General features: G+C 73.2%; 22 protein-coding genes. 6 read left to right on the top strand and 16 right to left on the bottom strand.

Going from position 1 to position 26,854, the window contains the following annotated elements:
* Nucleotides 1-220 precede the first annotated feature (220 nt).
* The 4 genes from J5Y04_RS22290 (at nt 221) to J5Y04_RS22275 (ending at nt 4,777) form a co-directional block, all read left to right on the top strand.
* Complete coding sequence (locus tag J5Y04_RS22290; protein WP_209413855.1) at nt 221-2,062, top strand: serine/threonine-protein kinase; 1,842 nt, start codon at nt 221-223, stop codon at nt 2,060-2,062.
* Nucleotides 2,063-2,334: 272 nt separating this feature from the next.
* On the top strand, nt 2,335-3,111 hold the full coding sequence (locus J5Y04_RS22285) for a hypothetical protein (RefSeq protein ID WP_209413854.1): 777 nt from the start codon (nt 2,335-2,337) through the stop codon (nt 3,109-3,111).
* Between the two features lie 269 nt (nt 3,112-3,380).
* The gene (locus tag J5Y04_RS22280; protein WP_307853239.1) at nt 3,381-4,535 is read left to right on the top strand and encodes an anion permease; all 1,155 of its coding nucleotides are present in this window, start codon (nt 3,381-3,383) and stop codon (nt 4,533-4,535) included.
* The gene (locus J5Y04_RS22275; protein WP_209413852.1) at nt 4,532-4,777 is read left to right on the top strand and encodes a hypothetical protein; all 246 of its coding nucleotides are present in this window, start codon (nt 4,532-4,534) and stop codon (nt 4,775-4,777) included. The genes J5Y04_RS22280 and J5Y04_RS22275 overlap by 4 nt, the downstream gene beginning before the upstream one ends.
* 12 nt (nt 4,778-4,789) lie before the next feature.
* Here J5Y04_RS22275 and J5Y04_RS22270 read toward each other — a convergent pair whose 3' ends face one another.
* From J5Y04_RS22270 to J5Y04_RS22250, 5 genes are all read right to left on the bottom strand, one after another.
* Nucleotides 4,790-6,925, bottom strand: coding sequence for a SpoIIE family protein phosphatase (locus J5Y04_RS22270; RefSeq protein ID WP_209413851.1), 2,136 nt, complete (start codon nt 6,923-6,925; stop codon nt 4,790-4,792).
* A gap of 753 nt (nt 6,926-7,678) precedes the next feature.
* Nucleotides 7,679-8,149 (bottom strand): hypothetical protein, encoded by a 471-nt coding sequence (locus tag J5Y04_RS22265; RefSeq protein WP_209413850.1) that lies wholly within the window; start codon nt 8,147-8,149, stop codon nt 7,679-7,681.
* A gap of 523 nt (nt 8,150-8,672) precedes the next feature.
* On the bottom strand, nt 8,673-9,950 hold the full coding sequence (locus tag J5Y04_RS22260) for a M14 family zinc carboxypeptidase (protein WP_209413849.1): 1,278 nt from the start codon (nt 9,948-9,950) through the stop codon (nt 8,673-8,675).
* Between the two features lie 3 nt (nt 9,951-9,953).
* Nucleotides 9,954-10,220, bottom strand: a complete 267-nt coding sequence (locus J5Y04_RS22255; protein WP_209413848.1) for a hypothetical protein — start codon at nt 10,218-10,220, stop codon at nt 9,954-9,956.
* A gap of 440 nt (nt 10,221-10,660) precedes the next feature.
* Nucleotides 10,661-12,526 carry a peroxidase family protein gene (locus J5Y04_RS22250; protein ID WP_209413847.1) on the bottom strand — a complete coding sequence of 622 codons (1,866 nt, stop codon included), beginning with the start codon at nt 12,524-12,526 and terminating at the stop codon, nt 10,661-10,663.
* 411 nt (nt 12,527-12,937) lie between these two features.
* Between J5Y04_RS22250 and modA the strand changes: the two genes are divergently transcribed.
* Together modA and J5Y04_RS22240 are read left to right on the top strand one after the other, a co-directional pair.
* Nucleotides 12,938-13,660 (top strand): molybdate ABC transporter substrate-binding protein, encoded by a 723-nt coding sequence (gene modA / locus J5Y04_RS22245; protein ID WP_307853238.1) that lies wholly within the window; start codon nt 12,938-12,940, stop codon nt 13,658-13,660.
* Between the two features lie 687 nt (nt 13,661-14,347).
* Nucleotides 14,348-15,028 carry a phosphatase PAP2 family protein gene (locus tag J5Y04_RS22240; RefSeq protein ID WP_209413845.1) on the top strand — a complete coding sequence of 227 codons (681 nt, stop codon included), beginning with the start codon at nt 14,348-14,350 and terminating at the stop codon, nt 15,026-15,028.
* 37 nt (nt 15,029-15,065) lie between these two features.
* On the opposite strand, the gene J5Y04_RS22235 is transcribed toward J5Y04_RS22240, so the two are convergent.
* From J5Y04_RS22235 to J5Y04_RS22185, 11 genes are read right to left on the bottom strand one after another with little or no spacing between them, the layout of a single operon-like run.
* On the bottom strand, nt 15,066-16,400 hold the full coding sequence (locus J5Y04_RS22235; RefSeq protein ID WP_209413844.1) for a glutamate-1-semialdehyde 2,1-aminomutase: 1,335 nt from the start codon (nt 16,398-16,400) through the stop codon (nt 15,066-15,068).
* A gap of 7 nt (nt 16,401-16,407) precedes the next feature.
* Nucleotides 16,408-16,959, bottom strand: coding sequence for a dTDP-4-dehydrorhamnose 3,5-epimerase family protein (locus J5Y04_RS22230; RefSeq protein ID WP_209413843.1), 552 nt, complete (start codon nt 16,957-16,959; stop codon nt 16,408-16,410).
* On the bottom strand, nt 16,956-18,218 hold the full coding sequence (locus J5Y04_RS22225) for a polysaccharide pyruvyl transferase family protein (protein WP_209413842.1): 1,263 nt from the start codon (nt 18,216-18,218) through the stop codon (nt 16,956-16,958). Before J5Y04_RS22225 ends, J5Y04_RS22230 begins: the two co-directional genes overlap by 4 nt.
* A complete protein-coding gene (locus J5Y04_RS22220) occupies nt 18,215-19,162 on the bottom strand; it encodes a glycosyltransferase family A protein (protein ID WP_209413841.1) in 948 nt (315 codons plus the stop codon). Before J5Y04_RS22220 ends, J5Y04_RS22225 begins: the two co-directional genes overlap by 4 nt.
* Nucleotides 19,159-20,550, bottom strand: coding sequence for a hypothetical protein (locus tag J5Y04_RS22215; protein ID WP_374106079.1), 1,392 nt, complete (start codon nt 20,548-20,550; stop codon nt 19,159-19,161). Before J5Y04_RS22215 ends, J5Y04_RS22220 begins: the two co-directional genes overlap by 4 nt.
* A gap of 5 nt (nt 20,551-20,555) precedes the next feature.
* Nucleotides 20,556-21,830, bottom strand: a complete 1,275-nt coding sequence (locus tag J5Y04_RS22210; RefSeq protein WP_245205210.1) for a DUF4910 domain-containing protein — start codon at nt 21,828-21,830, stop codon at nt 20,556-20,558.
* Entirely contained in the window at nt 21,827-22,852 is a 1,026-nt protein-coding gene (locus tag J5Y04_RS22205; RefSeq protein WP_209413839.1) for an NAD(P)-dependent oxidoreductase, read from the bottom strand. Before J5Y04_RS22205 ends, J5Y04_RS22210 begins: the two co-directional genes overlap by 4 nt.
* A gap of 3 nt (nt 22,853-22,855) precedes the next feature.
* On the bottom strand, nt 22,856-23,518 hold the full coding sequence (locus J5Y04_RS22200) for a PIG-L deacetylase family protein (RefSeq protein ID WP_209413838.1): 663 nt from the start codon (nt 23,516-23,518) through the stop codon (nt 22,856-22,858).
* A complete protein-coding gene (locus tag J5Y04_RS22195; RefSeq protein ID WP_209413837.1) occupies nt 23,515-24,345 on the bottom strand; it encodes a glucose-1-phosphate cytidylyltransferase in 831 nt (276 codons plus the stop codon). Before J5Y04_RS22195 ends, J5Y04_RS22200 begins: the two co-directional genes overlap by 4 nt.
* On the bottom strand, nt 24,342-25,577 hold the full coding sequence (locus J5Y04_RS22190; RefSeq protein WP_209413836.1) for a class I SAM-dependent methyltransferase: 1,236 nt from the start codon (nt 25,575-25,577) through the stop codon (nt 24,342-24,344). Before J5Y04_RS22190 ends, J5Y04_RS22195 begins: the two co-directional genes overlap by 4 nt.
* Nucleotides 25,578-26,852: a glycosyltransferase gene (locus J5Y04_RS22185; protein ID WP_209413835.1), complete on the bottom strand. Its 1,275-nt coding sequence runs from the start codon at nt 26,850-26,852 to the stop codon at nt 25,578-25,580. It abuts the gene before it with no gap.
* Nucleotides 26,853-26,854 lie beyond the last annotated feature (2 nt).

The following is a 26,854-nucleotide window of genomic DNA, read 5'->3' as shown; positions in this document are numbered from 1 at the left end:
AGCGCGATGGAGCCGAGGGGAGGCCGCGGGAAGGCCGTGGAGAGGCTGTGGGGAAAGCGGGCTGACACGGCGTCGGCAGGGCCTTGAGGGCGAGGTTGTGATCATCTGACGATGATTCTGTGACCATGATCCCGTCCCACAGATCGTCCCGGACCGATAGCGTCTGCTCCGGACGCGTGTGGCGGGAACGGCCGCGCCGGGCGTCGAGGGGAGCGTGGGCATGGAGCCGCTGGCAGCGGACGATCCGCGGCAGCTGGGCGACTACCGGTTGCTGCGGCAGCTCGGAGAGGGCGGGATGGGCCGGGTCTACCTCGGCCGGACCACGGGCGGGCGGACCGTCGCGGTCAAGGTGGTCCGTCGCGACCTGGCCGGGGACTCCGAGTTCCGGGCCCGGTTCCGCCAGGAGGTGGCGGCCGCCCGGCGGGTCGGTGGCACCTGGACGGCACCGGTCCTGGACGCGGACATCGAGGGCGGGCACCTCTGGGTGGCCACCGGCTACGTCGCCGGGCCCGCGCTCGCCACCGCCGTACGGGAGTTCGGGCCGCTGCCCGAGCCGGCCGTCCGAACCCTCGGCGTCGGCCTCGCCGAGGCGCTCGCCCACGTGCACGGCCTCGGGCTGGTGCACCGGGACGTCAAGCCGTCGAACGTGCTGCTGACCCTGGACGGGCCGCGGCTGATCGACTTCGGCATCGCCCGCGCACTGGACACCGCCACCGCGCTCACCCAGTCCGGCCAGGTGATCGGCTCGCCGGGCTTCATGTCGCCGGAGCAGGCGAACGGGCTTCCCGCCGGGCCGGCCAGTGACGTCTTCTCGCTCGGCGCGGTGCTCGCGTACGCGGCGACGGGCACGATGCCGTTCGGTTCCGGGGTGAGCGCGCCCGTCCTGCTCTACCGGGTGCTGCACGAGGAGCCCGACCTCTCCGGGCTGGACGGCCCGCTGCACTCCCTCGTCCGTGACTGCCTGGCCAAGGACCCGTCCGCCCGCCCGTCGCCCGGACGGTTGCGGGAACGCCTGGACGGCGACGGCGCGGCCGCCGCCCGGCTGGGGCAGGGGGACTGGCTGCCGGCGGCGCTGGCGGCGGCGGTCGGGCGCAGTGCCGTGCAGCTGCTGGACCTGGAGGGGGAGCGGGACTCCGGGGAGGCGGCGGCCGGGGCTGCAGCGCCGGCTCCGCGGACGGCGGCCGGAACCCGGGCTCCCACCGGGGGCCGGACGGTTGCCGACGCGGCGCGGGCGGCGCGGGCGGCCGAGGCGGCGGGGGCCGTACCGGGCGGCGGGGCTCCCGGAGCTCCTGGCTTCGGGCCGCCGGTCCCGCCGGGTTTCGGCCCGCCGACCGCAGGGCCCGTCGGGCCGGCCGGACCGTACACGCCGACCCCGGTTCCGACGCCGGTGCCGATGCCGTCGACAGGGGCCACGGGGCCTGGCTACGGGCCGTACCCACCGCGGCCACGCGGCCGGCGGGGGTACGGCGCGCTGGCGGCCGTGCTGGCCGTCGTCCTGCTGCTGGGCGGCGGATACCTGCTGATCGAGCGGCTACGGGGGAACGACGGGAAGGCCGCCGCCTCGAACCCCGGACAGAGCGCCCCGGCCGGGGGCAGGACGGCGTCCGCCGCCCCGGCTTCGAAGAACCCCGGGCCGACCGGCGGCGGTTCCGATCCGGCCAGCGACAGCCCCGCGCCCAGCGCGGCCCCCACGGACCCGGGGCAGGGCATCATCCCCGCGAAGTTCCTCGGGACGTGGGTCGGCGAGCGCAAGGCCGCCAACGGGGACGTCACCACCGTCACCCTCACCATCGTCCAGTCGGCGCCGAGTGAGGAGAAGAGCAGGATCCGCGCCGAGACGCCGAGCACCGGCACCTGGTGCGAGGGCGCGTGGACGCTCAGCGATGCCAACGAGAGCCAGGTCTCCTACGCGTCCCGGGAGACCGGCTCCTCGCCCGGTGACACGTGCATCACCAACAGGTCGATCTACCGCCTGATCACGGCGCCGTCGGACGGAACACTCCACTACAGCCCGGATCTGCTCAAGCCGGAGGAGTACATGGTGCTGCAGAGGCGGGGCTGAGGCGCGCGGGGTCCTCCCCCCCCGGCCGACAGGGCTCTGTGGAGCGGGCGTCGGCAGGCCGCGACGGGTGGGGGAGGTCGAGCCGCACCCCGCCGTCGGGACCGGGCGACGTCGAGCCGTACCCCGCCGTCGGGACCGGGCGACGTCCGTGACGGGGCGTCATCAGTGCGGACGAGCAGGAACCGTTCACCCTTTCCACCCGTCATCTCCACGGGGACTGCCAGGGCTCAACCCCCCTTCCGCTCATCACTGCCGAGGTTTCGAGGAGATCCATGGTCGACACCGTCAACTCACTGGTCGCCCGCCTTCACGAACTGCTGGTGGCGTTCCTGACCAAGGGACCCGCCGCGGTGGGCACCGCGGGCCTCCACGACGTCGTCGCGCGTGCCGCGGCGCTCGGCCCCGAGGGCACGTGGCTCGTCGCCGCGGGCCACGTGGGCCTCGGCGACCTGGCCATCGCACGCGGACAGGCGGAGGAGGCGATCTTCCACCTCGACGCCGCGGTGGCGGCCGGCTACAACGACTGCGTGGCGCTCCACGTCGCCCCCGTACTCCCGCTGCACCACGATCCCCGCTTCCGGGCCCTGTACCAGCGGATGCGCATCACCCAGGCGGACCTCGACGAGTTCTACTGGCTGCACCAGGAAATGCAGATCATGGCGAGCGAGGCCCGGAGCGCGACCGTCGACAACATCGGCCGCCTCGATACCGGGGTGTCCCTGCTCCCGCAGGCCCCTATGCCCACCCGCGAACCGAACACCCCCGGCGTCCTGATCACCCGCATCGATCTCGCCGCGGTCCAGACCGCGCTCCAACAGGCCGCCGTGAAGGCGGAGTTCCAGCGCAGCTCCGGCAACACCAGCCTCAGTCTCATCGACGGCTCGTGGGATGACCACCCCCGCGCCAGGTATGACGCCTGGCACGCCGACGAGCTGGACACCCGGCGCCGGCAGGCCGCCGAGGCCCGGGCTTTCGTCGAACGCCCCGGAGCCGGGACCGCGCTGATCCCCTGCCCGCCGCTGGGCTCGATCCGGTACCCGGCCCGTTGAGGGCCTTGACCCGGTAGCCCGGGCCGACGGCGTTCAGCAGGGTGCACCGGGAGGTGTGGGCCCGGCTCCGGGGCGGCCACGAAGGAGGGCGGCCCGTCGGAGAGCCGCGATCGGGGGGCGATGCGCCGCGCCCGTGCGGGCCGCTCCGACCGGTGGGGCGGTACGGGCCGCCACGGTGTTGGTCCGATCGGATGGCGGCCCTCCGCCGCCCGGCGCGCCGGGTCGCCGCAGTCCCGGGCCTGCGTGGCCCACGGGCTAGGTTCGGGCCCGTGAGCGGCAACGACGCGGTTCTGGTGCTGGTGGTCGTCACGGCGCTGGGCTTCGACTTCACCAACGGCTTCCACGACACCGGCAACGCGATGGCGACCTCGATCGTCACGGGCGCTCTCCAGCCACGTGTCGCGGTCGCCGTCTCGGCGGCGCTGAACCTGGTCGGCGCGTTCCTGTCGACCGCCGTCGCGGCGACCATCGCCAGCGGACTGGTCAACAGCCACGACGTGACCCTGACGGTGGTCTGCGCCGGCCTGGCGGGCGGCATCCTGTGGAACCTGACCACCTGGTTCCTCGGGATCCCCTCGAGTTCATCGCACGCGCTGATCGGCGGGGTGGTCGGGGCGACGATGGCGGCGGCGGGCGCCTCGGCCGTCAAGTGGCAGGGCCTGGTGTCCAAGGTGATCGTGCCCGCCGCGCTGTCGCCGTTCATCGCCGGCGGGGTGGCCGCGGTCGGCACCCTCCTGGTCTACCGCCTCACCCGGGGCGTGCCCGAACGCCCGCGCAGTCACGGCTTCCGGCTCGGCCAGGTCGGTTCGGCCTCCATGGTCTCGCTCGCCCACGGCACCAACGACGCCCAGAAGACCATGGGCGTCATCACCCTGGCCCTGATCGCCAACGGCACCCTGCCGGCCGGGGCGAGTGCGCCGACCTGGGTGATCGCCTCCTGCGCGCTGGCGATCGCCCTGGGCACCTACGTCGGCGGCTGGCGGGTGATCCGGGCACTGGGCAAGGGGCTGGTGGAGATCGAGTCGCCGCAGGGGATGGCCGGCGAGTCGGCTTCGGCCGCCGTGATCCTCTCCTCCACCGACTTCGGCTACTCGCTCTCCACCACCCACGTGGCCACCGGTTCGATCCTGGGCTCGGGAGTCGGGAAGAAGGGCGCCGAGGTGCGCTGGCACGTCGCCCGCCGGATGGTGACGGCCTGGCTGTTCACCCTGCCGGCCTCCGCGGTGGTCGGCGCGCTCGCCTACTGGGTCGCGAACGGGATCGGCGGGACGGCCGGCGTGGTGGTGATCTTCATCGTGCTGGTGCTGGCCTCGATCGCCTTCTTCATCGCCTCCCGCCGCCCGGCCGTGACGCCGGAGAACGTCAACGCCGCGTGGACCGGATCGGTGGCCCCGGCGTCCGCCACGGACGAGGTGGTCTCGTGAACGCCTGGATCAACCTCAACGCGCTGTGGAAGATCGTCGTGGTCGGCCTGCTCACCGGCGCCGGCCTGCCCGCGCTGTTCGCCGTCGGCCTGCGCCTGCTCAACCCGCCCGTCCCGGTCGGCGGGCCGGCCGCCGACCGGCCGACCGCCGGGCCGGTCGGCTACATCCTGGCCGGACTGTGCTTCGCGGTGGTGCTCGCAGCGATCGGCTGGGGCATCTCCGTCATCGTCAACCACAGCTGACGGACCGTCCGGTCAGCTCGCCAGGGGGAATTCGCACCAGACGTTCTTGCCGCTGCCGAGTGGCTCCACGCCCCAGCTCCCGGTGAGGGCGTCCACCAGCAGCAGGCCGCGGCCGGAGGTGGCGGTCTCGCCGGGGGCCCGGCGGTGCGGCAGGACGCTGGAGCGGTCCCGGATCTCCAGGCGGATGCAGGGGGTGGTCCCGGCTCGTAGTTCTATGGTGAGCAGTGCGCCCCCGTCGGTGTGGACCAGGGCGTTGGTGATCAGTTCGTCCGCAGTGAGTTCGATGTCGGACAGGAGGTCGGCCGCACCCCACGCGGCCAGGGCCTGGCGGAGCATGGCCCGGGTCTCGGCCAGCCCTTCCGGATCGGCCTGGTGGACGTGCTGGGTCATCTGCCGGGTGGCGTAGGTGCCGGGGACGGCTGTGCGGTGCAGCAGCAGGAGCGCCACGTCGTCGCTGCTGCCGAGGCGGCTCGGGTGGCCGCCGCAGAGGTGGTCGGCGAGCGCCTCGGTGTCGCGCGGGCCGGCCCGCATGGCGGCGGCGAGGGCTTCGATGCCGTCCGCGATGTCCCGACCGGGCTGTTCGACCATTCCGTCGGTGCACAGGAGCAGGGTGTCCGCGGGGTTGAGGTCGAGACGGGTTTCGGGGTAGCCGTCCTGGCCGAACACCGTGGCCACGCCGAGCGGCAGGCCGCCGCGGACGCTGGCCCAGTTGGTACGGCCGGTGCTGTGCCGCACGAGCGGTTCGAGGTGGCCGGCCCGCACCAGGCGCAGTGTTCCGGTCTCCAGGTTGGCGTCGACGTAGATGCAGGTCGCGGACCGCTCGGTGTCGAGATCGGCGAGGAACCGGGACGCGCGGGCCATGACCGTGGCGGGAGTGTGCCCCTCGGTGGCGTAGGCCCGCAGAGCGATCCTCAACTGACCCATGATGGCGGCCGCGTGGCTGTCGTGCCCCTCCACGTCGCCGACCACCAGACCCACCCGCCGACCCGGCAGGGGGATGACGTCGTACCAGTCCCCGCCCACCTCGCGTCCGCTGCGGCCGGCGCGGTAGCGGACGGCCACCTCGCCGCCGTTGATCTCGGGGATGCGGCGCGGCAGCATGGTGGTCTGGAGCGTGGTCGCGAATTCGCGCTCCTGGTCGAAGAGCATGGCGCGTTGCAGCGACTGCGCGACAGCGCTGCTGAGCGCGATGCAGATGTTCCGGTCCTCGGTGCTGAACTGGTGCCTGTCCCGGTAGAACAGGCCCAGCGCGCCGATGGAGCGGGCCTGGGCGGCCAGGGGCAGGAAGGCCGCCGCCTCGATCTTCATCTCCTCGGCGTAGGGGAGCAGGCGGGGGTAGCGGGCGGTGAGCTCCTCCCTGGTGCTGACGAACCGCGCGCGCTGGGTGAGTACGGCCTCGGACAGCGGCAGCCCCTCCTCCAGCTGGGTCATCGACAGGTCGTCCCGGGCCCTGAGCTCCGCCGACGGTTGCTCGGTCGCGGCGACGAGGCGCATGACGCCCCCGTCCACCAGTCCGAGGGCGAGCCCGTCCGCCCCGAAGCGTCGCAGCCCTTCGCTGTCGGTCAGCACGTTGGTCACGTCGCGGACGGTGATGGCGCGGGCGAGGGCCTCGGTGGTGGCGCGCACGGAGTCGGTCTGGCGGCGCCGGTCGGCGGCGAGCGTACGCATCCCCTCGGCGTGGGCCAGCTCCTCCTCGGCGTTGCGGACGATGCCGACGATGCGGTACGGGTGCGCCTGCGGGTCGCGCAGGATGCGCCCCTGCGTGTGGGCCCAGCGCAGCGTTCCGTCGCGGCAGATCAGGCGGAAGTAGGACGCGAAGGTCAGGTGCCCCTCGCGCAGCGCGAGCGACACGGCCTCGTCGAGCCGGTCGCTGTCCGTCGGCAGCACCCTGGCGGACAGTGACGCGGGCACTCCGTCGAACTCGTCGGCCCGTAGGTCGAACACCTCCAGGCCCACGTCGTCGAGGTGGTAGGTGCCCCGGTCGAGGTCCCAGTCGAAGCTGCCCATGCCGTTGAGCGCCAGCCGGTCGTTGGCCGCGGTCGGCTCGGTGTCACCGGGGGAGCCCGACGACGTCGAAGCGGCACGGGCGGACACGGGGCGGGTGACCTCGGGGTCGTAGCCGCCCGGAGACCTGGACGTGTTCGCCATGGCAGGGCTCCCGTCCGATCGATGGCCCGTTGCCGGATCATCCGCGACCGGGCTGGCCGCCGCCGTGCGGTCGCGGAGAGTGGCGTGCACGTGCGACAGCGAGGTGCCTGAGTGCTCCGTCGCCCGCGCCGGGTCCGTTCCTGGAACGCCTGGTCAGTCTATCCAGGGGCCGACGGCTCGGCATCGACGCGTAAGCCGTGCTGCCGGCGTTCCCGGCCGCGCCCGGGGCGGGCGCCCGCGCCGCCGCACTCCGGGCGGACCAGCGGCGCGTTCCTCCCGTCGGTGTACTGGCCGGAGCATTCCGGGCACGGGAGCAGGAGCTCGCTCATCGGGCCAGGGCATCCGGGGGCGTCCGGCCGGGGCGTCCGGCCAGGGCGTCCGGCCAGGGCGTCCGGCCAGGGCGTCCGGGCCCCGAGGATCGGTTCCGCAGGGTGCACGGGCGGTCGCCGAGGGCGGTGGTGCGCTCGCCGTCCGCCCGCGCCTCTCGTCCTTGACGACGACGGCTCCGCCCACGTCGTCGTCGACCCCTGGACGAGTCATTCCGAAGTGATCGTGATCAGCTTGTCGATGGGCCAAGGGGCCATTCGATGGCCTGCCGCTGGCCCGCGGACATGCACGCCTCCTGTGCCAAGGCGGGCTTTGCAACCCTCGAGAAGCCAGCGAAGTAGATGACGCTCGCCGCACAATGGAGGCCGGAGCTGGTGCTGCTTGTCCCGCGCCGCTCACGGCAGCTGCCGAATCCCTCCCCGGGGTTCAACTCAGCTGGTCGCGCACGAGATCAAGGAATGCCTGTCGGCTCGGATGTATGTGTGCCCAGACCTTCTCGTCCTGTGGCTCTCCCGGGTCTTCAGGGCCATTTCTGATCACGTCCTGTAGTGCGAACGCGAGGCTGCGTGCCGCTTCGCTGACCTCGGACGCGCACAGTACGTGGATCGTCTTCTGCATCACCCACACCCTGTCAAGGACCTGCCTTGCCCGGGCCTGCCACTGCTCGTCAGCCAGGTCGTGGTGATGCCGATCCACCGCGACTCGTTCTGCTTCCTGCACCGCAGACAGAAATTCGATGAGGTGAGTGAGACGCTCGTTGCGGCGCGCCTCGGCAAGTTCACGAACACTGCGGCGCGCCTCGCCGCGTTCCAAGGCGCGTCCTGCCGAGCGCTGGGCCAGCATCGACATGAGCCCGCCGAGTAGGACGCCGATGAGCGGCGCAAGCGTTGTCCACATAACGTCCGACTATGACACCAACGGCATGAACACGGCACGGGGTTCGGGCAATGTCGGGCCGAGACCGGGACGCGAAGGCGGCCAGGTCGTCGCCACCCTCGACAGCGGCGGGCAGCAGACGGCGGAAGATCTGAGACCTTCGCGTTGTCCTGGGTGCTCTTGGCCACAGCGCGGACCGGGAGGTCCGGCACGGGCGGCCATGGCGGCGGCGTCCGGTCTCCCGCAGCTTGTGGCCTACTCAAGCGTGAAGCCGTGCAATGGGGCGGCCCCTGCCGGCGGCCGGAGAGACAGACAGGGCGGCCAAGATCGTTCTGTGACGAATGACCTGGATACCCTGCTCACCGCACTGGTGATCACTTCGGAATGACTCGTCCAGGGCTCCTGCGACGCTCGCGGGCTCCTGCGAAGCCCACGGCGCCGACCTGTGCACCGCGGTGTCCGCGCCGGGCCGGCCGCCTCGCCGCCGCCGCCTCGGCGGCCGGCCCGGTACCGTTCCGGATCCGGCAAACCCGCAATCCGGTGCTCAGGCCGCGAAGTTGCAGAGGGCCGCGAGCGCCGTGTGCACCTCCCGTTCGATCTTGGCGTAGTGCCCGGGCGGGCTGTCGTAGTCGGGGTGGAACCCGGACTCCTCCTCGTGCCCGGTTTCGATGGTGAAGGCGAAGACCGGTGCCCTGGCCGGGTCGTCGAACTGCCGGCGGAAGGCGTAGTCGTCGGTGGTGCCGGTGACCGGTCCGCCCATCGGGTGGTAGAGCGAGGCGCTCTGGCCGACGTCGTAGGTGGAGTGGGCGCGCCGGGGGCTCGCGGTGCTGACGGTCGGGTCCACCCCGGCGCTGCGCAGGATGGCGTCCCGCATCTCACCGGCGATGGTGCCGAGGGTCTTGCGCACGAAGTGCGGCGGAGAGTTGGTGACGAACTCCCGGTAGTTGGGGCGGTCCGGCGGCAGGCCAGGGCTGCCCGGGCGGAGGCCGTCCCGCTTGCCCGTCCAGGTGGGGGAGGAGAAGTTCATGGACGGGTCGCTGCCGTTGTCCTCGATGCCCCAGCAGAGCAGGACCTTGCGGCCGAACTGGTGGACGTCGACGAAGTACGTGGCCCTGGCGTCGTCGATGAGCCACTGCACGTTGGCGGTCTCCGGTTCGGAGGCCGCGGACGGTCCCCGGTAGGTCTCCGCCCTGCTGTCCGTGGAGGCGGGGCCGTCCCGGTAGAAGGACAGGTAGACCTCCATGTCGTAGTAGTCCTCGAACTTCCAGGCGATGTCGTGGTTGCGGTTGATGTCCACCCCGATCTTGGCCGGGTCGGGGTGGGACCGCCGGTTCTTGCGCCAGCCGGCACCGATCGGGTCGGACGGCGGGCTCAGCTGGTCGAAGAGCCGGCCGTCGGGGTTGATCAGCGGCGCGACGTAGAGGTCGACGCCGTTCAGGATCCGCTCCACCTCGACGGCCGGGATGGTGAACGGAGGGTAGTTCACCGTCGGCCCGGCCGGGAGCGGCCGGCAGGACGACGCGGGGAAGACGATGTCGGCGCCGGTGGTGCGGCTCACCAGGAGGTTCTGCGCGAAGTGGACCAGCGCGTCCGGCGGCGCGGACTCGCGTGCGTGGACGCCACCGGTCAGCACCACGGCCGGACGGCCGTCCTGCGGTGCGTCCGCGATGCGGATGAAGTGGATCTCCCGGTCCTCGACGCTGCGGTTCGGGAACTCACCGAGCGTGCACAGGGCGGGGAAGGTGGCCGCGAGGTCGGCGAGCGCCGCCTCGATCTGGGCCGGTGTCTGCGGCACGGTCGGCGTGGCGTAGGGCGGGGGCATCGCTCACACCTCCCCGCGCTCGGTGTACCCCCGGCCGATCACGGCCGACATCCGGGCGTGGTGCTCGTCGACGTCCTCCGAGGAGAGCAGCACCGTTACCTGCGCACCCTGCGCGACCGCGGCCTCGACCGCCCGGTCGGACGCGTACGCCGCGACCTTGTAGCGGTAGTCGGAACGGGCCTCCAGGCTCGAACGCACCAGGTGGAGCTCCGCGATGCCCTGCACGGCGCGCAGCACATCCTCGGAGCCTTCGATCTGAACCAGGCTCACGACACTCACCACCTTGCCGGTGGCCCCGCTCGACGGCTGCGGTGCGTGAGCGCGGGACCGGGCTGCCCGCCGCGTCCGACGGGCCTCCGGGCCCGGCCGACCGGAGCCCGGGTACACAGCGTCACCGATGGCCCGCACCGGTTCGGGTGACGGAAGGTGACGATTCCGGAACACCGGAGCCGGGTTTCCCGCCGTCGGGTGCGGGGAACCCACGCACGCTTTCAGCCTGGCACACCGGGCCCCGGACGTAAACCGCCGTCGGCGGCCGGGGGCGCGGGCGGCGTCCGGTCCGACGGCTCGCCCGTGTCGGCGTGAACCGGACCGGCCTGGCCGGCGGCCCCGCAGGCGGCCCCTCGTTCGGCAAGCGGGTGGCCCCTCGTTCGCCTGGCGGGAGGCCCCATCGTTCGCCAGGGCTAGGGCCAGGGCCAGGGGGAGGCCCGTCAGCTCGGCGGCCTCCCGGCGGTGTGCCACGGCACGAAGGCGTTCGTCAGGCCCGCGAGGGCCGTCCGTAGCTCAGGGTGGTGGCGTAGCAGCACCGTGACCATGGTGTTGTCGTCGATCCAGGCCATGCCGGCCTTGGAGTACACCCCGGGGGTGTAGTACTCGGTGAAGAAGCGGTCGCTGTTCAGCCGCCGTGACGCCATCAGGACGAAGATGCGGAACGCGGTGTCGCTGAAGGCGAATCCGGTGGGCAGCTTCTCCGCGTACATCCCGACCGTCAGGTCGACCTTCTCGATGTCGCCCTCGTAGAGCCGCTCGATCTCCTCGGCCCACTCCGGGTTGTCCGTCAGCTCCTGGAAGTCCTGTGCGGGCTTCAGCCGCAGCAGCCGCCGGAACGCGTTGTAACGGGGGACGCCCAGCTCCCTGCTGCGCAGGATGTCGGTGGCCGCGAGGTCCTGCAGGTTCCCGTCCGGACGCCGGTACTCCTGCAGGAACCTCGGGAAGTTGTGCAGGGTGACCAGGCCCGGCGGGAGCGTGCCGAAGCTGTACAGCAGGTCGGCCGTCCGCAGGGTCCCGAGGACCTTCAGCGCGTCGGGCCCCGAGATGTCACGGAACGTGCACTGCCGCAGGCCGGCGTCGTCGTCGGCGGACCGCAGGGGCCAGTCGTCGCGGACGAGCGGGTGCATGCGGTAGACGGCCACGAACTCCTCGGTGAGGGAGTAGGGGACGCCGTAGTGGTCGGTGCCGCCTCCTGGGATGCCGCTGACGACCTCGCTCCCGCTGATCCGGCCGAACAGCCTGTGCACGCGCTCGCCCGCGACGCCCCACCAGTTGGCCCGCAGGGCGGCGACGGTGGTGGGGTGGCTGATCACGGCCGGCGTCCACTCCACGGTGTGGATCTTGGCGAGGAGTGCGGCGTTGACGAGCCGGGCCCGCTGGAACAACTCCTCGTCGTCCCAGGACGGGTAGGCGCCGTGCAGGTGGTCGCAGATCGCGTTGTGCTCCCGGACGAAGAGGTCCTGCATCAGGGCCAGGCCCAGCCAGAAGCCGGGAATGCGGGAGGGGTCACGCGAGGGGTCCGCGGAGAACGGGGTCTGTCCGTTGTCCGACACGTGCAGCTTGCCCAGCTCTCCGGTGCGCAGCAGGCGCTGTTCGGTCCCGTCGCTGCCGTAGAGCTGGGAGGCGTCCCACCAGTGGGAGGAGACGTTGACGCGGGTGTCGGGGGTCCCGGCGGGGGCGTGCGGGTCCCGGGTCGGGTCGTCCGGTGTCCGCATGATCCGCATCGGCCGCTCGGGCCACGGGTCGTCGTCCAGCAGCGGCACCTCCCACGGGTGGTCGGTGGGGCTCGTACCGTGGCTGAACCAGTCGCGGATCATGAACTGCAGCCAGGCGGCGACCAGCGAGTTGACCGACTCGGCCGCGATCAGCTCGTGCCGGGTGAGCAGGGCGAGGCTGACCTCGCGCGGGTTCGGCCTGGACAGGACGGACTCGGGCGTGGCCGGGGCGATCCGGTCCAGCGGGACGTTGCGACCGAAGCGGGTGCCCGCCATGCCCATCCGGGGCTCGCCGAGGTCGTTGTGGCTGCCGTCGGCGGTCCGGTTGACCCGCTGTTTCGCGGACGCGGGTGCGGGGGTCGGTGGATCGACGGAGGGGAGCCGGCCGGTGTCGTGGAGGTTCTGCTGCCGCAGTCTGACCCGCAGTCCGAGGAGGGTCAGCAGGCCCGGGGCGACCGGCAACCGGTCCCAGCCGATGCGTCGGTCGACGTACTCGGAGGCGCTGGTGATGATCCGCCAGGGGAGGGAGGTGCGGTAGCCGCCGCCGGTCGGGGCCGGGGCGGAGCGGCGGGAGTCGCGGGGCGTAGTCATGATGACTCCCCGTAAGTGCGGTGACGTGTTGTGGTGCTGGGGGACGGGGTGCCGGGAGTCGGCGCGGGCCCATGGCAGGGGCGATTCCTCTGTGGACGCTCAATTCCACGATAGGAGGGCCGTCGTCCACCCGCGCGTCGGGCTTCCGGCGGGCCGGGTGCGGCGGGTCCCACCGCAGCGTCGTCGGGCGGGTGGGGCAGGAGGGGGTCGGGGCACGCCGGGAGACCGGGCTCGGTGACGGCGTCGACGGTGGCGGTGTCGACGGTGACGGCGGCGGTGATGACCCGGCCTGGCAGGTGCCAGGCCAGGTGCTCGTTCAGTCGGGCTAATGCGAGCCGGATGTCCCCTATCTGCTGGTATCACCCGCTCTATGCTCGCGAGGACCGCCCCCCACGGTCCAGGGAGATCACCGTGCACCGCTCCGTCACTGCCGGCGCCGCCGCCGCAGCTCTGCTGGCGCTCAGTGCCTGCTCCTCGAGCGGTTCGAGCGGTTCGAGTGGCTCGTCGAGCCCCGCCGCCTCCGCCTCGGCCTCGTCGGCGGTCACCGGCACGGTGACCGTCTTCGCCGCCGCCTCACTGAAGAACACCTTCACCCAGATCGGCAAGATGTTCGAGGATGCGCATCCCGGCACCAAGGTCGTCTTCAACTTCGGCGGCAGCGACACCCTGGCCGCCAGCATCGTCAACGGCGCACCGGCGGACGTGTTCGCCTCCGCCAGTCTCGCCACCATGAGGACCGTCACCGACAAGGGCGACGCGGCCGGCACTCCCACCGTCTTCGTCGGCAACGGGCTGGAGATCGCCGTCCAGCCCGGCAATCCCCTGCACATCACCGAGCTGCAGGGCCTCGCCAACCCCTCGGTCAAGGTGGTGCTCTGCGCGAAGACCGTCCCCTGCGGCGCCGCCGCCCAGACCGCGCTCGCGGCGGGCAACGTCACGGTCACGCCCGTGAGCTACGAACAGGACGTCACCGCCACGCTCACGGAGGTCGGGCTGGGCGAGGCCGACGCCGGGCTCGTCTACCAGACCGATGTCAAGGGCGCGGCCGGAAAGGTCGACGGCGTGAACTTCCCCGAGGCCGCCTGCGCGATCAACAAGTACCCGATCGTGACGCTCGCCCATCCGTCGCGGTGAAGCACCGGGTGCGGTCGGGGCACCTGACCCCTACGCCGTTGTCCGCGGTCAGCCGCGGGCAGCGGCGGCCAGCGAGGTGATCGCCTCGGCGACGTCCTCCGGTGATGCCGGCACGGTGAGCTGTGCGGCGTCGTCGAGGCCCGGGTGGGAGCCGACGCGCACGGAGTGTTCCGCGTTCCGCAGGGTCTCAGGATGCTATCCGCCGACCGATGCGGTCACGCGTTCGGGCGGTGGCCGGTTCGCGGGTGCCGGACGCGCACGGGACGAGGGCAGGGTGTCGCGCCTCGTTTCCGCGAGCCCGGCGCCACGCGTCGACCTCCGGCTCGATCCGGGTGGAGCCGTTCTTCGTGAACGGCTGCCGGCGCCGGTGGGCCGCTGGGATACTCGGCCCATGCCTGCAGAGGTGGAGCCTGAGCGGACGTCAGAACAGCAGCCGGTCCAGGTGAGGGGCGACGTCCGGGTCGACCCGGGTGGCGTCGACCACTTCGACGGGAGCGCCTGGGGGCCGGGCCGGGCGATGCCGTACCGGGCGGTGCCGGACCGGTGCCCGCATTCTGAGCTGCCCGCGGCGGCCGGGGTCGTGACGGGACGCACCGGCCGTGGCGTGCCCGGACTCGCGGTCACCGGAGTCGTCCGGCCACCACGCCCCGCCGTCGCGGCCGCGGGCCGAGCGGAAGCGGTGGGCGTGTGACCGGCCGGCCGGCGTCCGTGTTGGCCCCGGCGCTGCGCGTGGGGCTCGGGCTGATGGCGGCCCTCGCCGCGTTGGTGGTCGTGGTCCTCGGGTTCCGGTATGCCGGCGAGGGCGAGCCCGGCAGGGTGGACGCGCGGGTCCGGGCGGCGGTGGACGGGGTGGGGCCGCCGTGGCGGCACGCCGCGTTGGCGATGGACTCCCTGGGGGAGCCGGTGGGAGCCGCGACGCTGGTCGCTGCCATCGTGACGGGCTGCCTGCTGCTCCGGCGGCCTCGGGCGGCGGTGTTCGTCGTTGCCGGCGTCGGCATCGCGGTGGGGACGACGACGCTGCTCAAGCACCTGGTGGGGCGCACCATCCACGGTGGGTACCTGTCCTACCCGAGCGGGCACACCGCCTTCGCCACCGCGCTCGCCCTCGTGGTGGCGATGCTCGCGACCCGCCGCCGAGGCCGGGACGGGCCCGGCCTCGGCGGGACGGCCGGCACCCTGCTCGTGCTCGCCGCGGCTCTGGTCGCCGGCGCCGCCATGGGCTGGGCGCAGGTCGCTCTGGACGCGCACTACCCGACCGACGTCCTCGGCGGCTGGTGCACCGCGCTGGCGGTGGTACCGGGGACCGCGTGGCTGGTCGACCGGATGGCCGACCGGCCGGCCGAAGCCGGTCGGCGTGAGCGTCGCTGACGTGACATGACGTGACGTCACATCATGTGATGTGACGTCACGCCAGCCGTCGGAACACGGGCTTCACCGGCCGCCCGGCGAGCCAGGGGGTGGGGTCGGCGGCGTCCAGCGCCTTCCGGTACACGGCGCAGGCCCGGGCCACCACGTCGACGGTGCGGTCGATGTCGTCGTCGCCGAGCGCGCTGCTCACCACGAACGACGGTGCCAGCACACCGCCCGCGAGGAGCCGGCGCAGGAACAGGGTGCGGTACTGCTGCGAGGGCTGCCGGTTCTCGTCGAGGGTGGCGAAGACCAGGTTGCTGGACCGGCCCCGCAGGACGAGGTGGTCGCCGACGCCCGCGCCTGCCGCGGCCTCGCGGACACCGGCGGCCAGCCGCTCGCCGAGGGCGTGCAGCCGAGCGGTGACGCCCTCCTCGACGTAGGTGGTCTGCACGGCCATCGCGGCGGCCAGCGAGTGCGTTTCCGCACCGTGCGTGGTGGACAACAGGAACACCCGGTCCCCGGAGTGGCGCAGCCCGCCCCGCTCCATCAGGTCGCGGCGCCCGGCCAACGCGGAGACGGCGAAGCCGTTGCCCAGCGCCTTGCCGAACGTGGAGAGGTCGGGGACGACGCCGTACAGGCCCTGGGCGCCCGCCTCGGACCAGCGGAAGCCGGTGATCATCTCATCGAAGACCAGTACGCAGCCGTGCCGGTCGGCCAGCTCGCGCAGGCCGGCGAGGTAGCCGGGCGGCGGTTCGGTGTGGCCGGCGGGTTCGAGGATCAGGCAGGCGATCTCGTCCCGGTACCGGGTGAGCAGCTCCTCCGTGGCGGGCAGGTCCCCGTAGGGGAACGCCACGGTGAGCTCGGTGGTCGCGGCGGGGATGCCGGCGTCCATCGGCGTGGTGCCGATGAACCAGTCGTCGACCGAGAAGAACGGGTGGTCGCCGCAGACGGCCACCCGCGACCGCCCCGTGACGGCGCGGGCCAGGCGCACCGCGGCGGTGGTGGCGTCGGAGCCGTTCTTCGTGAACTTCACCATCTCGGCGGTCGGCACCGTGGCCAGGAAGCGTTCCGCGGCCTCCAGCTCCACGACGGACGGCCGGACGAAGTTGCTGCCGCGCTCCAGCTCCCGGCGTACCGCCTCGACCACGCGCGGGTGGGCGTGGCCGAGGCTGACCGAGCGCAGGCCGGAGCCGTACTCGATGTAGCGGTTGCCGTCGACGTCCCACACGTGGGCACCGCGGCCGTGGCTGATCACCGGGGCCAGGTGCTCCGGGTACTGGTCGTCGCCCTTGGCGTAGGTGTGGGCGCCCCCGGGGACCAACGCGTGCAGCCGCTCGTTCGCCGCCCGTGACCGGGGCAGGCTGAACTCCTCGGTGTGTCCGGTGTCCACGCCGACCTCACCCCTCCCGGTGTCGCAGGACTTCGGCGAGGCCCGGTGCCTCTCTGTCCCGCTTGGACACCGAGACGGCCGGCAGCGGCCAGGGGATGGCGAGTTCCGGGTCGTCGAAGGCGATCGTCACGTCCTCGGCGGGATCGTGCGGGCGGTCGATCCGGTACGAGACGTCGGCGGTCTCGGTGAGCGCCTGGAAGCCGTGCGCACACCCCGCCGGGATGTACACGCTCACCTGCGTCTCGCCGGACAGCTCGAAGAAGGCGCGGTTGCGGTAGGTCGGCGAGTCCGGCCGCAGGTCCACGACGACGTCGAAGACCCTCCCGTAGGAGCACCGCACCAGCTTGGCCTCGCCGGCGCCGGAGCGCAGGTGCAGGCCGCGCAGCACGCCTCCGACCGAGCGGGACACGCTGTGCTGGACGAAGGCGTCCGGGTCGAGGCCCACCGAGCGGATGACGTCGGCGTCGAAGGTGCGGCAGAAGAAGCCGCGCTCATCGGCGTACGGCGTCGGCTCGAACAGGTACGCGCCGGCGATCGCCGGGACTTCGGTCACCTTCATGGGGCCTCCCGCAAGGCGTGGGTCTGGGCGTGGGCGTGGGCGTGGTCAGCCGGGAAGAGGGCCGCGGTCAGGGCGGTGAACTGGTGCTCCAGGCGCCGGGCGGCGGCCAGGTTCCGCTCGGTGAGGGTCCGCCGCAGCTCCGCCGATCTCTTCTCCAGCTCCCGGAACTGCTCCAGCAGCCGGTCGGCGTCGACCTCGCGCGCCGGGTGGCAGTACGCGCCGAGGCCCATGTCCGCCATCAGCGCCTCGCTCTTGGTCGCGTAGCAGAGGGCGAGCACCGGCGTACCGGTCTTCAGCGCGCAGATCAGGTTGTGGTAGCGGACCGCCACCACGGTGTCGGCGGCCGCCATCTCCGCCATCAGGTCGGCCAGCGAGGCCGGTTCGGCGGCGGTGACCAGCGGCGAGTCCACCGCGTCGAGGACGGCGGTGACGACCGACGCGTCGCAGTCGTCGCCGGTGAGCAGCCGGACCGGCCGGCCCTCCGCGACCAGCGCCCGGACGAAGTGGATCGTCCCGTCCAGGTAGCGCCGGTGGATCTCCTCGGCCCGGGCGCGGTCGTCGTTGCCGCCGTGGAAGTCCATCACGCCGAGGCAGACCCGGCCGGGCGGGGACGACGGCGGGCCGGCCGGTCGTGTGCCGGCCGACGGGGTCGGCAGGGAGAACGCGAGGTCGGGGTAGACCTCGTCGCGGGCGGTGTCCACGCCCATCGCCCGCATCGCGTCGCGGGACGGGGCGTCCCGGTACGACCGGTACGCGGCCAGCCGCGCGGACCAGCGCACCAGGGCCCGGGTCGGCCGGTTGCGGATCTCGGCGGCGCCGACACTGACCAGCGCGACCCGGGTGCCCAGCAGCCGGCCGCTCGCGCAGAGCAGGAACAGCGCGTACGGGAAGCCCCACGGCCGCAGTGGCAGGGTGGCCTCCAGGACGCCCATGCCCGGCACGATCACCACGTCGTGCCGGCGCACCCAGGCGGCGGTGCGGACGGCGTCGACGAGTTTGCCCACGCCCTTCGCCGCGATCGCGCCCCCCCGCGACGCGGTCCGGTACTCCGCGCGGTTCCAGTGCAGTCGCGTGGCGGGGATCCCGAACCGGGCCGTCACGGCCTCGGGCCCGCCGCACAGCGCGTCCACGACCGCCTCCGGGTGTTCGGCGCGCAGGTACCCGAGCACGGCCTCCAACGACCCGTCGTTGCCGAGGTTGCCGGAGCCGAGCAGCCCGAACACCCCGACCCGCACCGGGTTCGCGTGCGCGGACGTCATGTCTGCCGCCCCTCGCGGCCGGCCACGAGGGCGTCGACGGAGACGGTGAGCCCGGCCGGGTCGACCGGGGCGCGGTCCTCGACCCGTTCGCCCGCGCCCGGCCGGGCCCGGCTGCTCAGCCACGCGGCCAGGTGGCGGTAGCAGGCCCGGCGGTCGGACGGGGACAACGGCGCCCGCCGGACCGCGGAGACGAAGCCCCAGACGTACTCGGCGAGCAGCCGGGGCGTCGGGTGCAGCGCGCCCGCCCGGCGCGGGTCCAGGTTGACGCACCGGGAGCGTTTGGAGGGGTTCGCCCGCTCGGCGCGGGTGGGGTGGTCGCGGCGGAAGTACAGCAGCTCCGGCACCTGGTGGAAGGGTCCGTGCAGGCCGATCTCGGTGACGAACGTGCGGTCCGCGTGGTGGTAGCTGTCCATCGGTTTCACCCGGCGCAGCACGTCGGCCCGCAGCACCCCGTAGAAGTCGTCGCCGCCGGGCTCGAACAGCATGCTGCGGAAGCGCTCCGGCGCGTGCGGCGAGGCGGTGGCGAGCGTGTACTCGTAGGGGACCTTCACCTGGCCGTCGCCGTCGACGACCGCCTGGTCGGCGTGCGCGAGGATCACGTCCGGCCGCTCGTCCAGCGCCTCCACGCAGCGCAGCAGCAGGTCCCGGCCGTACAGGTCGTCGTGCGAGGCCCACTTGAACAGCTCGCCGCGGGACTCGGCGAACACGTGGTTGTGGTTCGGCGTGGCGCCGATGTTCCGGGGCAGCCGGAGGTACCGGATGCGCGAATCCCGCGTGGCGTACCGGCGGCAGATGTCCTGCGTCGCGTCGGTCGAGGCGTTGTCGGAGATGATCAGCTCGAAGTCCTCGTAGGTCTGGCCGAGCAGGGCGTCGAGCGACTCGGCGAGGTACTCCTCGCCGTTGTACACCGGCAGGCCGATGCTCAGTCTGGGTCGGGCGGTCATGAGGTCCTCACTTCCGGGGTGCCGTCCTCTACTTCGGGGGTGGGGGCGCTGTGGTGCTCGCGCAGGGCGGACCGCAGTTGCAGCCACCACACGGCCGAGCCGCTGACGGTCGCGGCGGCGACGCCCCAGGCCGAGCCGGTCGTGCCGGCGGCGGCCGCCCCGCCGAGCCCGCCGCCGGCGTAGCAGGCGGAGGCGAACAACTGGCAGCGCAGACTGCGCCGGGCCGCGCCGAGCGCGCGCAGCCCGGCCGCCGCGCCGGTGCCGAGGCCCGCGCCCGCGACGCCGAGGGTGATCGGCACGATGAGCTCCGAGGCGGAGTGCCAGACGCCGCCGAGCACCAGCTCGCCGAGCCGGCCGGGTACGAGCAGCAGCGCCGTGCCCCAGAGCAGTGCGCCGGCGGCCTGGCCGCCGCCCAGCAGGAGGCAGAACCTGCCGAGCCGTTGCGGGGCCCGCCGCAGCACCCGGGCCGCCTCGGGGACGGTGACCAGCGAGAGCCCCATGAGCACCGCCAGGAAGGGGCCGAGCAGGAGCTCGGCGCCCCGCACCGCACCCACCGCGCCGACCCCGACGATCGCGCCCAGCCCGTACGCCCGCAGCTGGCTCGCGCCGCTGAGGCTGACGTTCTCGACCAGGTACCGGTAGCCGAGATCGCGCTGCTCGCGCAGCCATCCGGCCGCTTCGGCCGGCCGGGGCCGGATGCCGGACTGGAGGCAGCCGTACCCCGCCGCCACCGTGGCGGACGCGCCCCAGGCGAGCACGAAGGCGGCCACGCTGCCCACCCGGGCCGCCACGACCATGGCGGGGACGAGCGCGACGCCCCACACGACGTCGTTGACGAACGCCTTCCGCCCGGCGCCGGCGGCGAAGAACGAGAACCGCCAGGCGTCCTGGAGCAGCAGCCCCGGCACCATGACACCGAGGGCGGCGAACGCGGACCCCACGCTGCCCCCGAAGCCGAGCCCGGCCACCAGGCTCACCGCGCCGATGACCGCGCCGACGCCCAGTGCGGTACCGGTCGAGCGGGCCACCGCCCCGCGCCAGGACGCGTCCGGCACGCCGCTGAAGCGCACCACGAGCGGATCGGTGGCCAGCCCGCGGGAGACGTTGAGCACCACGCCGTACGTCACCCAGGCGAGGCTGAACATGCCGAACGCGGTCACCCCCAGCGAGCGGGCCACGAAGACGCCCACCACGAAGTTGCTGACGCTGGAGGCCGCCTGGTCGGCCAGCCCCCAGGACAGCCGGCCGACGAGGGCCCGCCTGGCGCTGCGCCGGGCCGCTCCGGGCGCCTGCTCCGGTGTCGCCTGCTCCGGTGTCGCCGTCGACGGTGTCGCCTGCTTCGGTGTCGCCGTCGACGGGGCCGTCGCCTTCGTCCCCCCGGTGGTCATCGGCGTCATGCCTTGATCAGCCCGGCGCCGTGCAGGGCGTCGGCCGCGGCGGCGACGGTGTCGAACGGCAGCCCGGACCGCTCGGCGACGTCCAGCAGACCGTGCTCGCCGTCGGAGAGGCTGAGCACCCAGAGCATGGCCAGCTGTGCCTGCTTGGCGTCGCTGCGGCCGCCGAGCGAGTCGTACAACCCGCGCCGGCCCAGCTGCGGTTCGCCGTACGGGCTGAGGTTGAGGTACCGCCGGTTGCGGTCGAGGACGGCGAACGCCTCGCGGCAGACCGCGAGGGTGTCCGCCATCGCCTCCGGGGAGACGAAGTCCGGGTTGTCCGCCGACGTGTGGTACTCGGGGTACCCGGCGTACGGGGTGCGGCTGAGCGAGCCGACGCCGAGGTCGAACCCGGGCGAGCAGTACTGCCGCTCGTCGTAGCCGTACGGCGTGAACTCGGTGATGTGGTGCGGTCGTTCGGTTGCGCGCAGGACGTGCCGCAGAACCCGGTCGATCTCCGCGTCGCCGCGCCTGCTCTGCTTGTACGTCAGCCGGCCCCGGTCGCCGGCGCAGGCCAGCACCAGCCCGTGCTTGACCCGGTCCACCCGCTCCGCGTTGCGGGCCAGCCAGGTGATCGCCCCGATGGTGCCGGGCGCGAAGATGAACCGGTAGGTGTGGTACGGCGTCCGCTGCGCCAGCTCCCGCGCCAGGAAGGTCGCCACCGCGACGCCCGCCAGGTTGTCGTTGGCCAGCGACGGGTGGCAGACGTGGCAGGAGACGATCACCTCGTCGGTGACCTGCCCGGGGACGACGTGCTCGGCGTAGGTGAGGTGGCCGTCCGCGAGCGTGGAGTCGATGCGCACCTCGTAATCGCCGTCCGGCATCGCGTCCAGGGTCTCCTGGGCGAGGCAGAACCCCCAGTCCGGCGTGTAGTAGCTGGTGCGGTACGGCACCCAGGTCGGGTGGTCGGGCAGGGTGTGCAGGTGCCCGCGCAGCTCGGCCAGCGGCATGGTCGCCGCCACCGGGACGCTGTAGCCGAGCACGTGCAGGCTGGACGCGGCGAAGTCGACGACCCGGCGGCCGGCGGTGTCGGCGATGTACGCGTCCCGGATGTTCCACTCCTGGGGCACCGTCCAGTCGAGCACCGGCGTCCCGGTCGGCACCTCGTGCACCTCCAGCGGGACGTACTCGCCGACGATGTCCAGGGTGGCGCGCACGCCGTCGCCGGTGATGCTCCGGCAGAGCGGGTAGAGCCGCTCCACCAGCGCGTGCATCTCCTCGCCGGCCGTGGTCATCGGCGCCACCGCAGGGTGTCGTCGACGGTGCCGGCGCCGGACGCCGCGCGCAGCACGGCCAGCCGGGTGAAGCGCTGCTCGAAGGACTCCCGGGTGAGCCCGAACTCCCGGTAGGCATCGGCGAGTTCGAGTGCACCCCGCTTCACCGTCCACTCGCACTCGAAGTCGGGGACCGCGGCCCGGAAGCGGGAGAAGTCCACCCGGTAGGAGCGGGGGTCGGCGCCGGCCTCCCCGGTGATCCGTACCTTCGAGCCCTCCACCGCCTCGGCGACCAGCTCGGCGATCTCGGCGACGGTGACGTTGTTGGTCTCGCTGCCGATGTTGAACGCCTCGTCGTGCACCGCCTCCCGCGGCGCGACCAGCGCGGCCGCGAAGGCCCGCGCGATGTCGGCGGCGTGCACCAGCGGGCGCCAGGGGGTGCCGTCGGAGAGCACCAGCACCTCGCCGGACAGCAGCGCGTGGCCCACCAGGTTGTTCAGCACGATGTCGGCGCGCAGCCGGGGCGAGTAGCCGAAGGCGGTGGCGTTGCGCATGAACACCGGGCTGAAGTCACCGTCGGCCAGGTCGTGCAGGTCGTCCTCCACCCGCACCTTGGACTCCGCGTACGGCGTCACCGGGCGCAGCGGGGCGTTCTCGGCCACCAGCTCGTCGCCGCCGGCGGCGCCGTAGACCGAGCAGGTGGACGCGTACAGGAAGCGCCGCACCCCGGCGTCGCGGGCCAGCCGGGCCAGCCGCACGGAGGCGTGGTGGTTGATGTCGTAGGTGAGGTCCGGCGCCAGCGAACCCAGCGGGTCGTTGGACAGCGCGGCCAGGTGGATCACGGCGTCCACCCCGGCCACGTGGTCGGCCGTGACGTCGCGCAGGTCCACCCGGTGCCCCGGCGGGTCGGCGGGCGTCGGGCCGAGGACGCAGTCCGCGAACAGGCCGGCGTCCAGCCCGACGACGTCGTGCCCGGCGGCCGCGAGGACCGGGGCCATCACGGTGCCCAGGTAGCCCTGGTGTCCGGTCAGCAGTACGCGCATGGGTCATCCCCTCCGGTCGGGAGTGCCGAGATCGAGTGTGACTTTGGTGAGGGCGAACGCCTCGGCGTAGCGCTCGTGGCATTCGATGCCGCGGATCCGCGCCAGCCCGAGGAAGGCCTCCCGGTCGTACCAGGGCCGGTGCCGCTGCGAGGGGTAGTGCTCCTGCAACAGCCGCACCTTCTCCTCGGCGACCTCCGGGGACAGCGGCTGGTACGCCGTCGGACGGCCGAGGTCGCCGTCCCACTTGACGATCTCGTAGCCGAGCACGAGGTGGTCGCGGAACGCGGTGGTCACCAGCTGCGCCAGTCCGCGGTGGTCCTGGTGCGCGTCCTCGGTGCGCGGTGCGAGGACCAGCTCCGGCTCGGTCCGCCCGCGCAGCTCCTCGACCGAGGCCTTGGCCTCGTCCCAGTGCGCGGGCAGCCGGCCGTCCGGCAGCTTGAGCACGGTCAGGTGCAGATCGGCGTCAGGACAGAAGGCGGCGAGGGCGTCCCGCTCCTCCTGCTCCCGCTCGCCGCCACCGCCGGAGAGCACCAGCGCGTCGACCCGCAGGCCCGGCCGCGCGCGGCACATCGTCAGCAGCGTGCCGCCGGCGCCGATGGCGATGTCGTCGCAGTGCGCCCCCAGCGCGACGATCCGGTCCGGGCGCCCGGCCCCGAGCCGGATCACGCGGACCCCGCCGCGGCTCCGGCCCGGCTTCCGGGCACGCGCGCCGCCTCGGCGCCGCGCTCCCACACGGCCCACGGGCGGTCGCCCCGGGTGTAGGCGGCGTCGAGCGCGGCCCGCTCCTTCACGGTGTCGGTCGGCTTCCAGAAGCCGCGGTGCCGGTGCGCCACCAGCCGGCCGTGCTTGGCCAGTCCGGCGCACCCGTCGGCGACCAGGTCCCCGTTCTCCGGTATGTGGTCGAAGACCTCCTGACGGAGCACGAAGTAGCCGCCGTTCTCCCACAGCGGCAGTTCGCTCACCGCGGTGATGCCCCCCACCAGGCCGTCCTCGCCCAGCTCCACGCAGTGGAACGACTGCTGCGGCGGCACCACCATCATCGACGCACCGGCGTCGCGCTCGGCGAACCGGTCGATCATCTCCGGCAGCGGGGCGTCGGTGAGCACGTCGGCGTAGTTGGCGAGGAACATCTCGTCGCCGTCCAGGTGGTGGCGCACCCGGCGCAGCCGCTCCCCGATCGGCGACTCGATGCCGGTCTGCGCGAAGGTGATCGTCCAGGAGGCGATGTCGGTGGAGAGCAGCTCCGTCCGGCCCCGGCGCAGCACGAAGTCGTTGGAGGTGGTCTCCTCGTAGTTGAGGAAGAAGTCCTTGATGTGGTGGGCCCCGTACCCGAGGCAGAGGATGAACTCGGTGTGCCCGTAGTAGGCGTAGTAGCGCATCACGTGCCAGATGAGCGGCCGCGGGCCGACCATCGCCATCGGCTTGGGCACGTCGTCGGAGGCTCCGCTGCGCATGCGCAGCCCGTAACCGCCGCAGAACAGGACGACCTTCACGGCTTGACCTCGACAATGCTGAGTTCCGGGATGGGGAAGACCAGCCGGCCGCCCCACTCGTGCACGAAGGACAACTGCTCGACCAGCTCGGCCCGCAGGTTCCACGGCAGGACGAGGACGTAGTCCGGCCGGTCGACGGCGATCTGCTCGGGCGGCAGGATCGGGATCCGGGTACCCGGGGTGAACCTGCCGTGCTTGTAGGGGTTCCGGTCGACCGTGTACGGGAGCAGGTCGGGCCGGATGCCGCAGTGGTTGAGCAGGGTGTTGCCCTTGCCCGGGGCGCCGTAGCCGACGACCGTCTCGCCGCGCTCGGCCGCGTCGACGAGGAAGCGCAGGAGGTCCCGGCGCACCTTGGCCACCCGGGCGGAGAACTCGGTGTACCCGGAGAGCTCCTGCAGCCCGGCGGCCTTCTCCCGGTCCAGCACCTCGGCCACCCGCCGCCCCGGCTCGCCGGCCACCTCGGCCGGCCGGGCCCACAGCCGGATGGAGCCGCCGTGCGTGGGCAGCAACTCGACGTCCACGAGCGCGAGTCCGCCGCTCGCCAGCGCCCGGGCCGCGGACGCGACCGTGTAGTACTGGAAGTGCTCGTGGTAGATCGTGTCGTACTGGTTCTCCTCGATCAGGGTCAGCAGGTGCTGCACCTCGATGGAGACCCAGCCGTCGTCGGCGACCAGGGCGCGCAGCCCCCGGGTGAACCCGACCACGTCGGGGATGTGCGCGTACACGTTGTTGGCGACGACCAGGTCCGCCGGGCCGTGCTCGGCGCGGACGTCCGCGCCGGTGGCCGGGTCGAGGAAGGCGGTGAGCGTGGGCACGCCCTTCTCCCGCGCGGCCGCACCGACGTTGACCGACGGTTCGATGCCCAGGCAGCGGATGCCCCGCTCCACCACGTGCCCGAGCAGGTAGCCGTCGTTGCTCGCGACCTCGACCACGAAGGCCTCGGAGCCCAGGCCGAGCCGCCGGACGGCGCCGTCGACGAAGGTGCGCGCGTGCTCCACCCAGGAGGTCGAGTACGAGGAGAAGTACGCGTACTGGGTGAACGTCTCCTCCGGCGTGATCAGCGGCGGGATCTGCGCCAGCCAGCAGTCGGTGCAGACCCGCAGGTGCAGCGGGTAGGCCGGCTCGGGCCGGTCCAGCTGGTCCGCGGCGAGGAAGCTCTCGCACGGCGGGGTCGCCCCCAGGTCGACGACGCTCCCCAGCGCCGTCGAGCCGCAGAGTCGGCATCGTGTCATCTACTGCCCCCATTCCTGCCCGCGCGGGGTGCCCCGGCGCGGGCCAGCGTTTCCGTTCCCTGTCGGCGGCGCGTCGTCCGCGCCGCCGGACCGCCCCGCGATCACGGTGCGGTACTCCTCCACCAGGCGCTCCAGGCCGACGACCGGGCTGAAGGCCCGCTCGTAGTGGCGCCGGGCCGTGCGGCCCATCTCCTGGTTGCCGGCGGTGTCGGCCGTGACCCGGCGCAGGCAGTCCGCGAGCGAGGCCTCCTCGCCCGGCCGGTGCAGCAGCCCGGTCACCCCGTCCTCGACCAGCTCGACGAAGGCGCCGTGACCGGCGGCGACGGCCGGGACCCCGGCCGCCATCGCCTCCGCGACCACCAGCCCGAAGGTCTCCGGCGCCAGCGAGGGCGCCACCACGGCCACCGCGCGGGTGACCGCCTCCCGGCACCGGGCCGGGTCGTACAGGCCGACGTAGCGCACGTCGTCGCGGCCGGCCGCCCAGGCCGTCACCTCGGCCTCCAGCGGCCCGGCGCCGGCCAGCACGAGCGGCACGCCCACCCCGCCGCCCGCCGCGATCCGGTCCCAGGCGGCCATCAGCAGCCGCACGCCCTTGGGCTCCGCGAGCCGGCCGAGGAACAGCAGGTGCTCACCGGCGCCCGTACGGCGGCTGCCCGGCTCGGGCACGAAGTTGTGCTTCACCACCAGCCGTTCGGCCGGCATGCCGGAGCGCACCAGGACGTCGCGCTGCGCCGCCGAGATGCAGAAGAACCGCTCCACCCCGGACCACCACCGCCGCCGGTTGACCGACAGGCTGACCGCGAGCGGCACCGTCGCCAGCCGGGAGTTGCGGTAGCAGCCGTGCCGCACGGCGGGCAGCACGACCTTCGACCCGACGCACTCGCCGCACGCCCGGCCGTCCCGGTGCAGGGTGCCGGGCGGGCAGACCTGGGTGTAGTTGTGCAGCGTGGCGACGACGGGCACGCCGGCGTCGGCGCAGGCGGCGAGCACCGACGGCGACAGCAGCGGGAAGACGTTGTGGACGTGCACCACGTCCGGCCGCTCGCGGCGCAGCCGGGCGGTGAGCTCCGCGCGGACCGCCGGGTTCCACGGCACCAGGAGCGGCACCGCGACCTTCCCCGGCAGGGACCGGCCGGCGATGGTGTCGCTGCGCCGTTCGAACAGGTCGACCCGGTGGCCGGCCGCGCGCAGCAGCCCCACCTCTTCGTCGACGACCCGGTTCTCCCCGCTCGGCTGCGCCGAGGAGTAGCGGTTGTGCACCACGAGGACGTGCACGG

Origin of the sequence: Kitasatospora sp. RG8 (assembly GCF_017813315.1) — a bacterium.
In the GTDB taxonomy this organism is placed as follows: domain Bacteria; phylum Actinomycetota; class Actinomycetes; order Streptomycetales; family Streptomycetaceae; genus Kitasatospora.
Note: the sequence above shows the minus strand (reverse complement) of the source record. Positions and strands in the feature narration are given on the sequence as shown.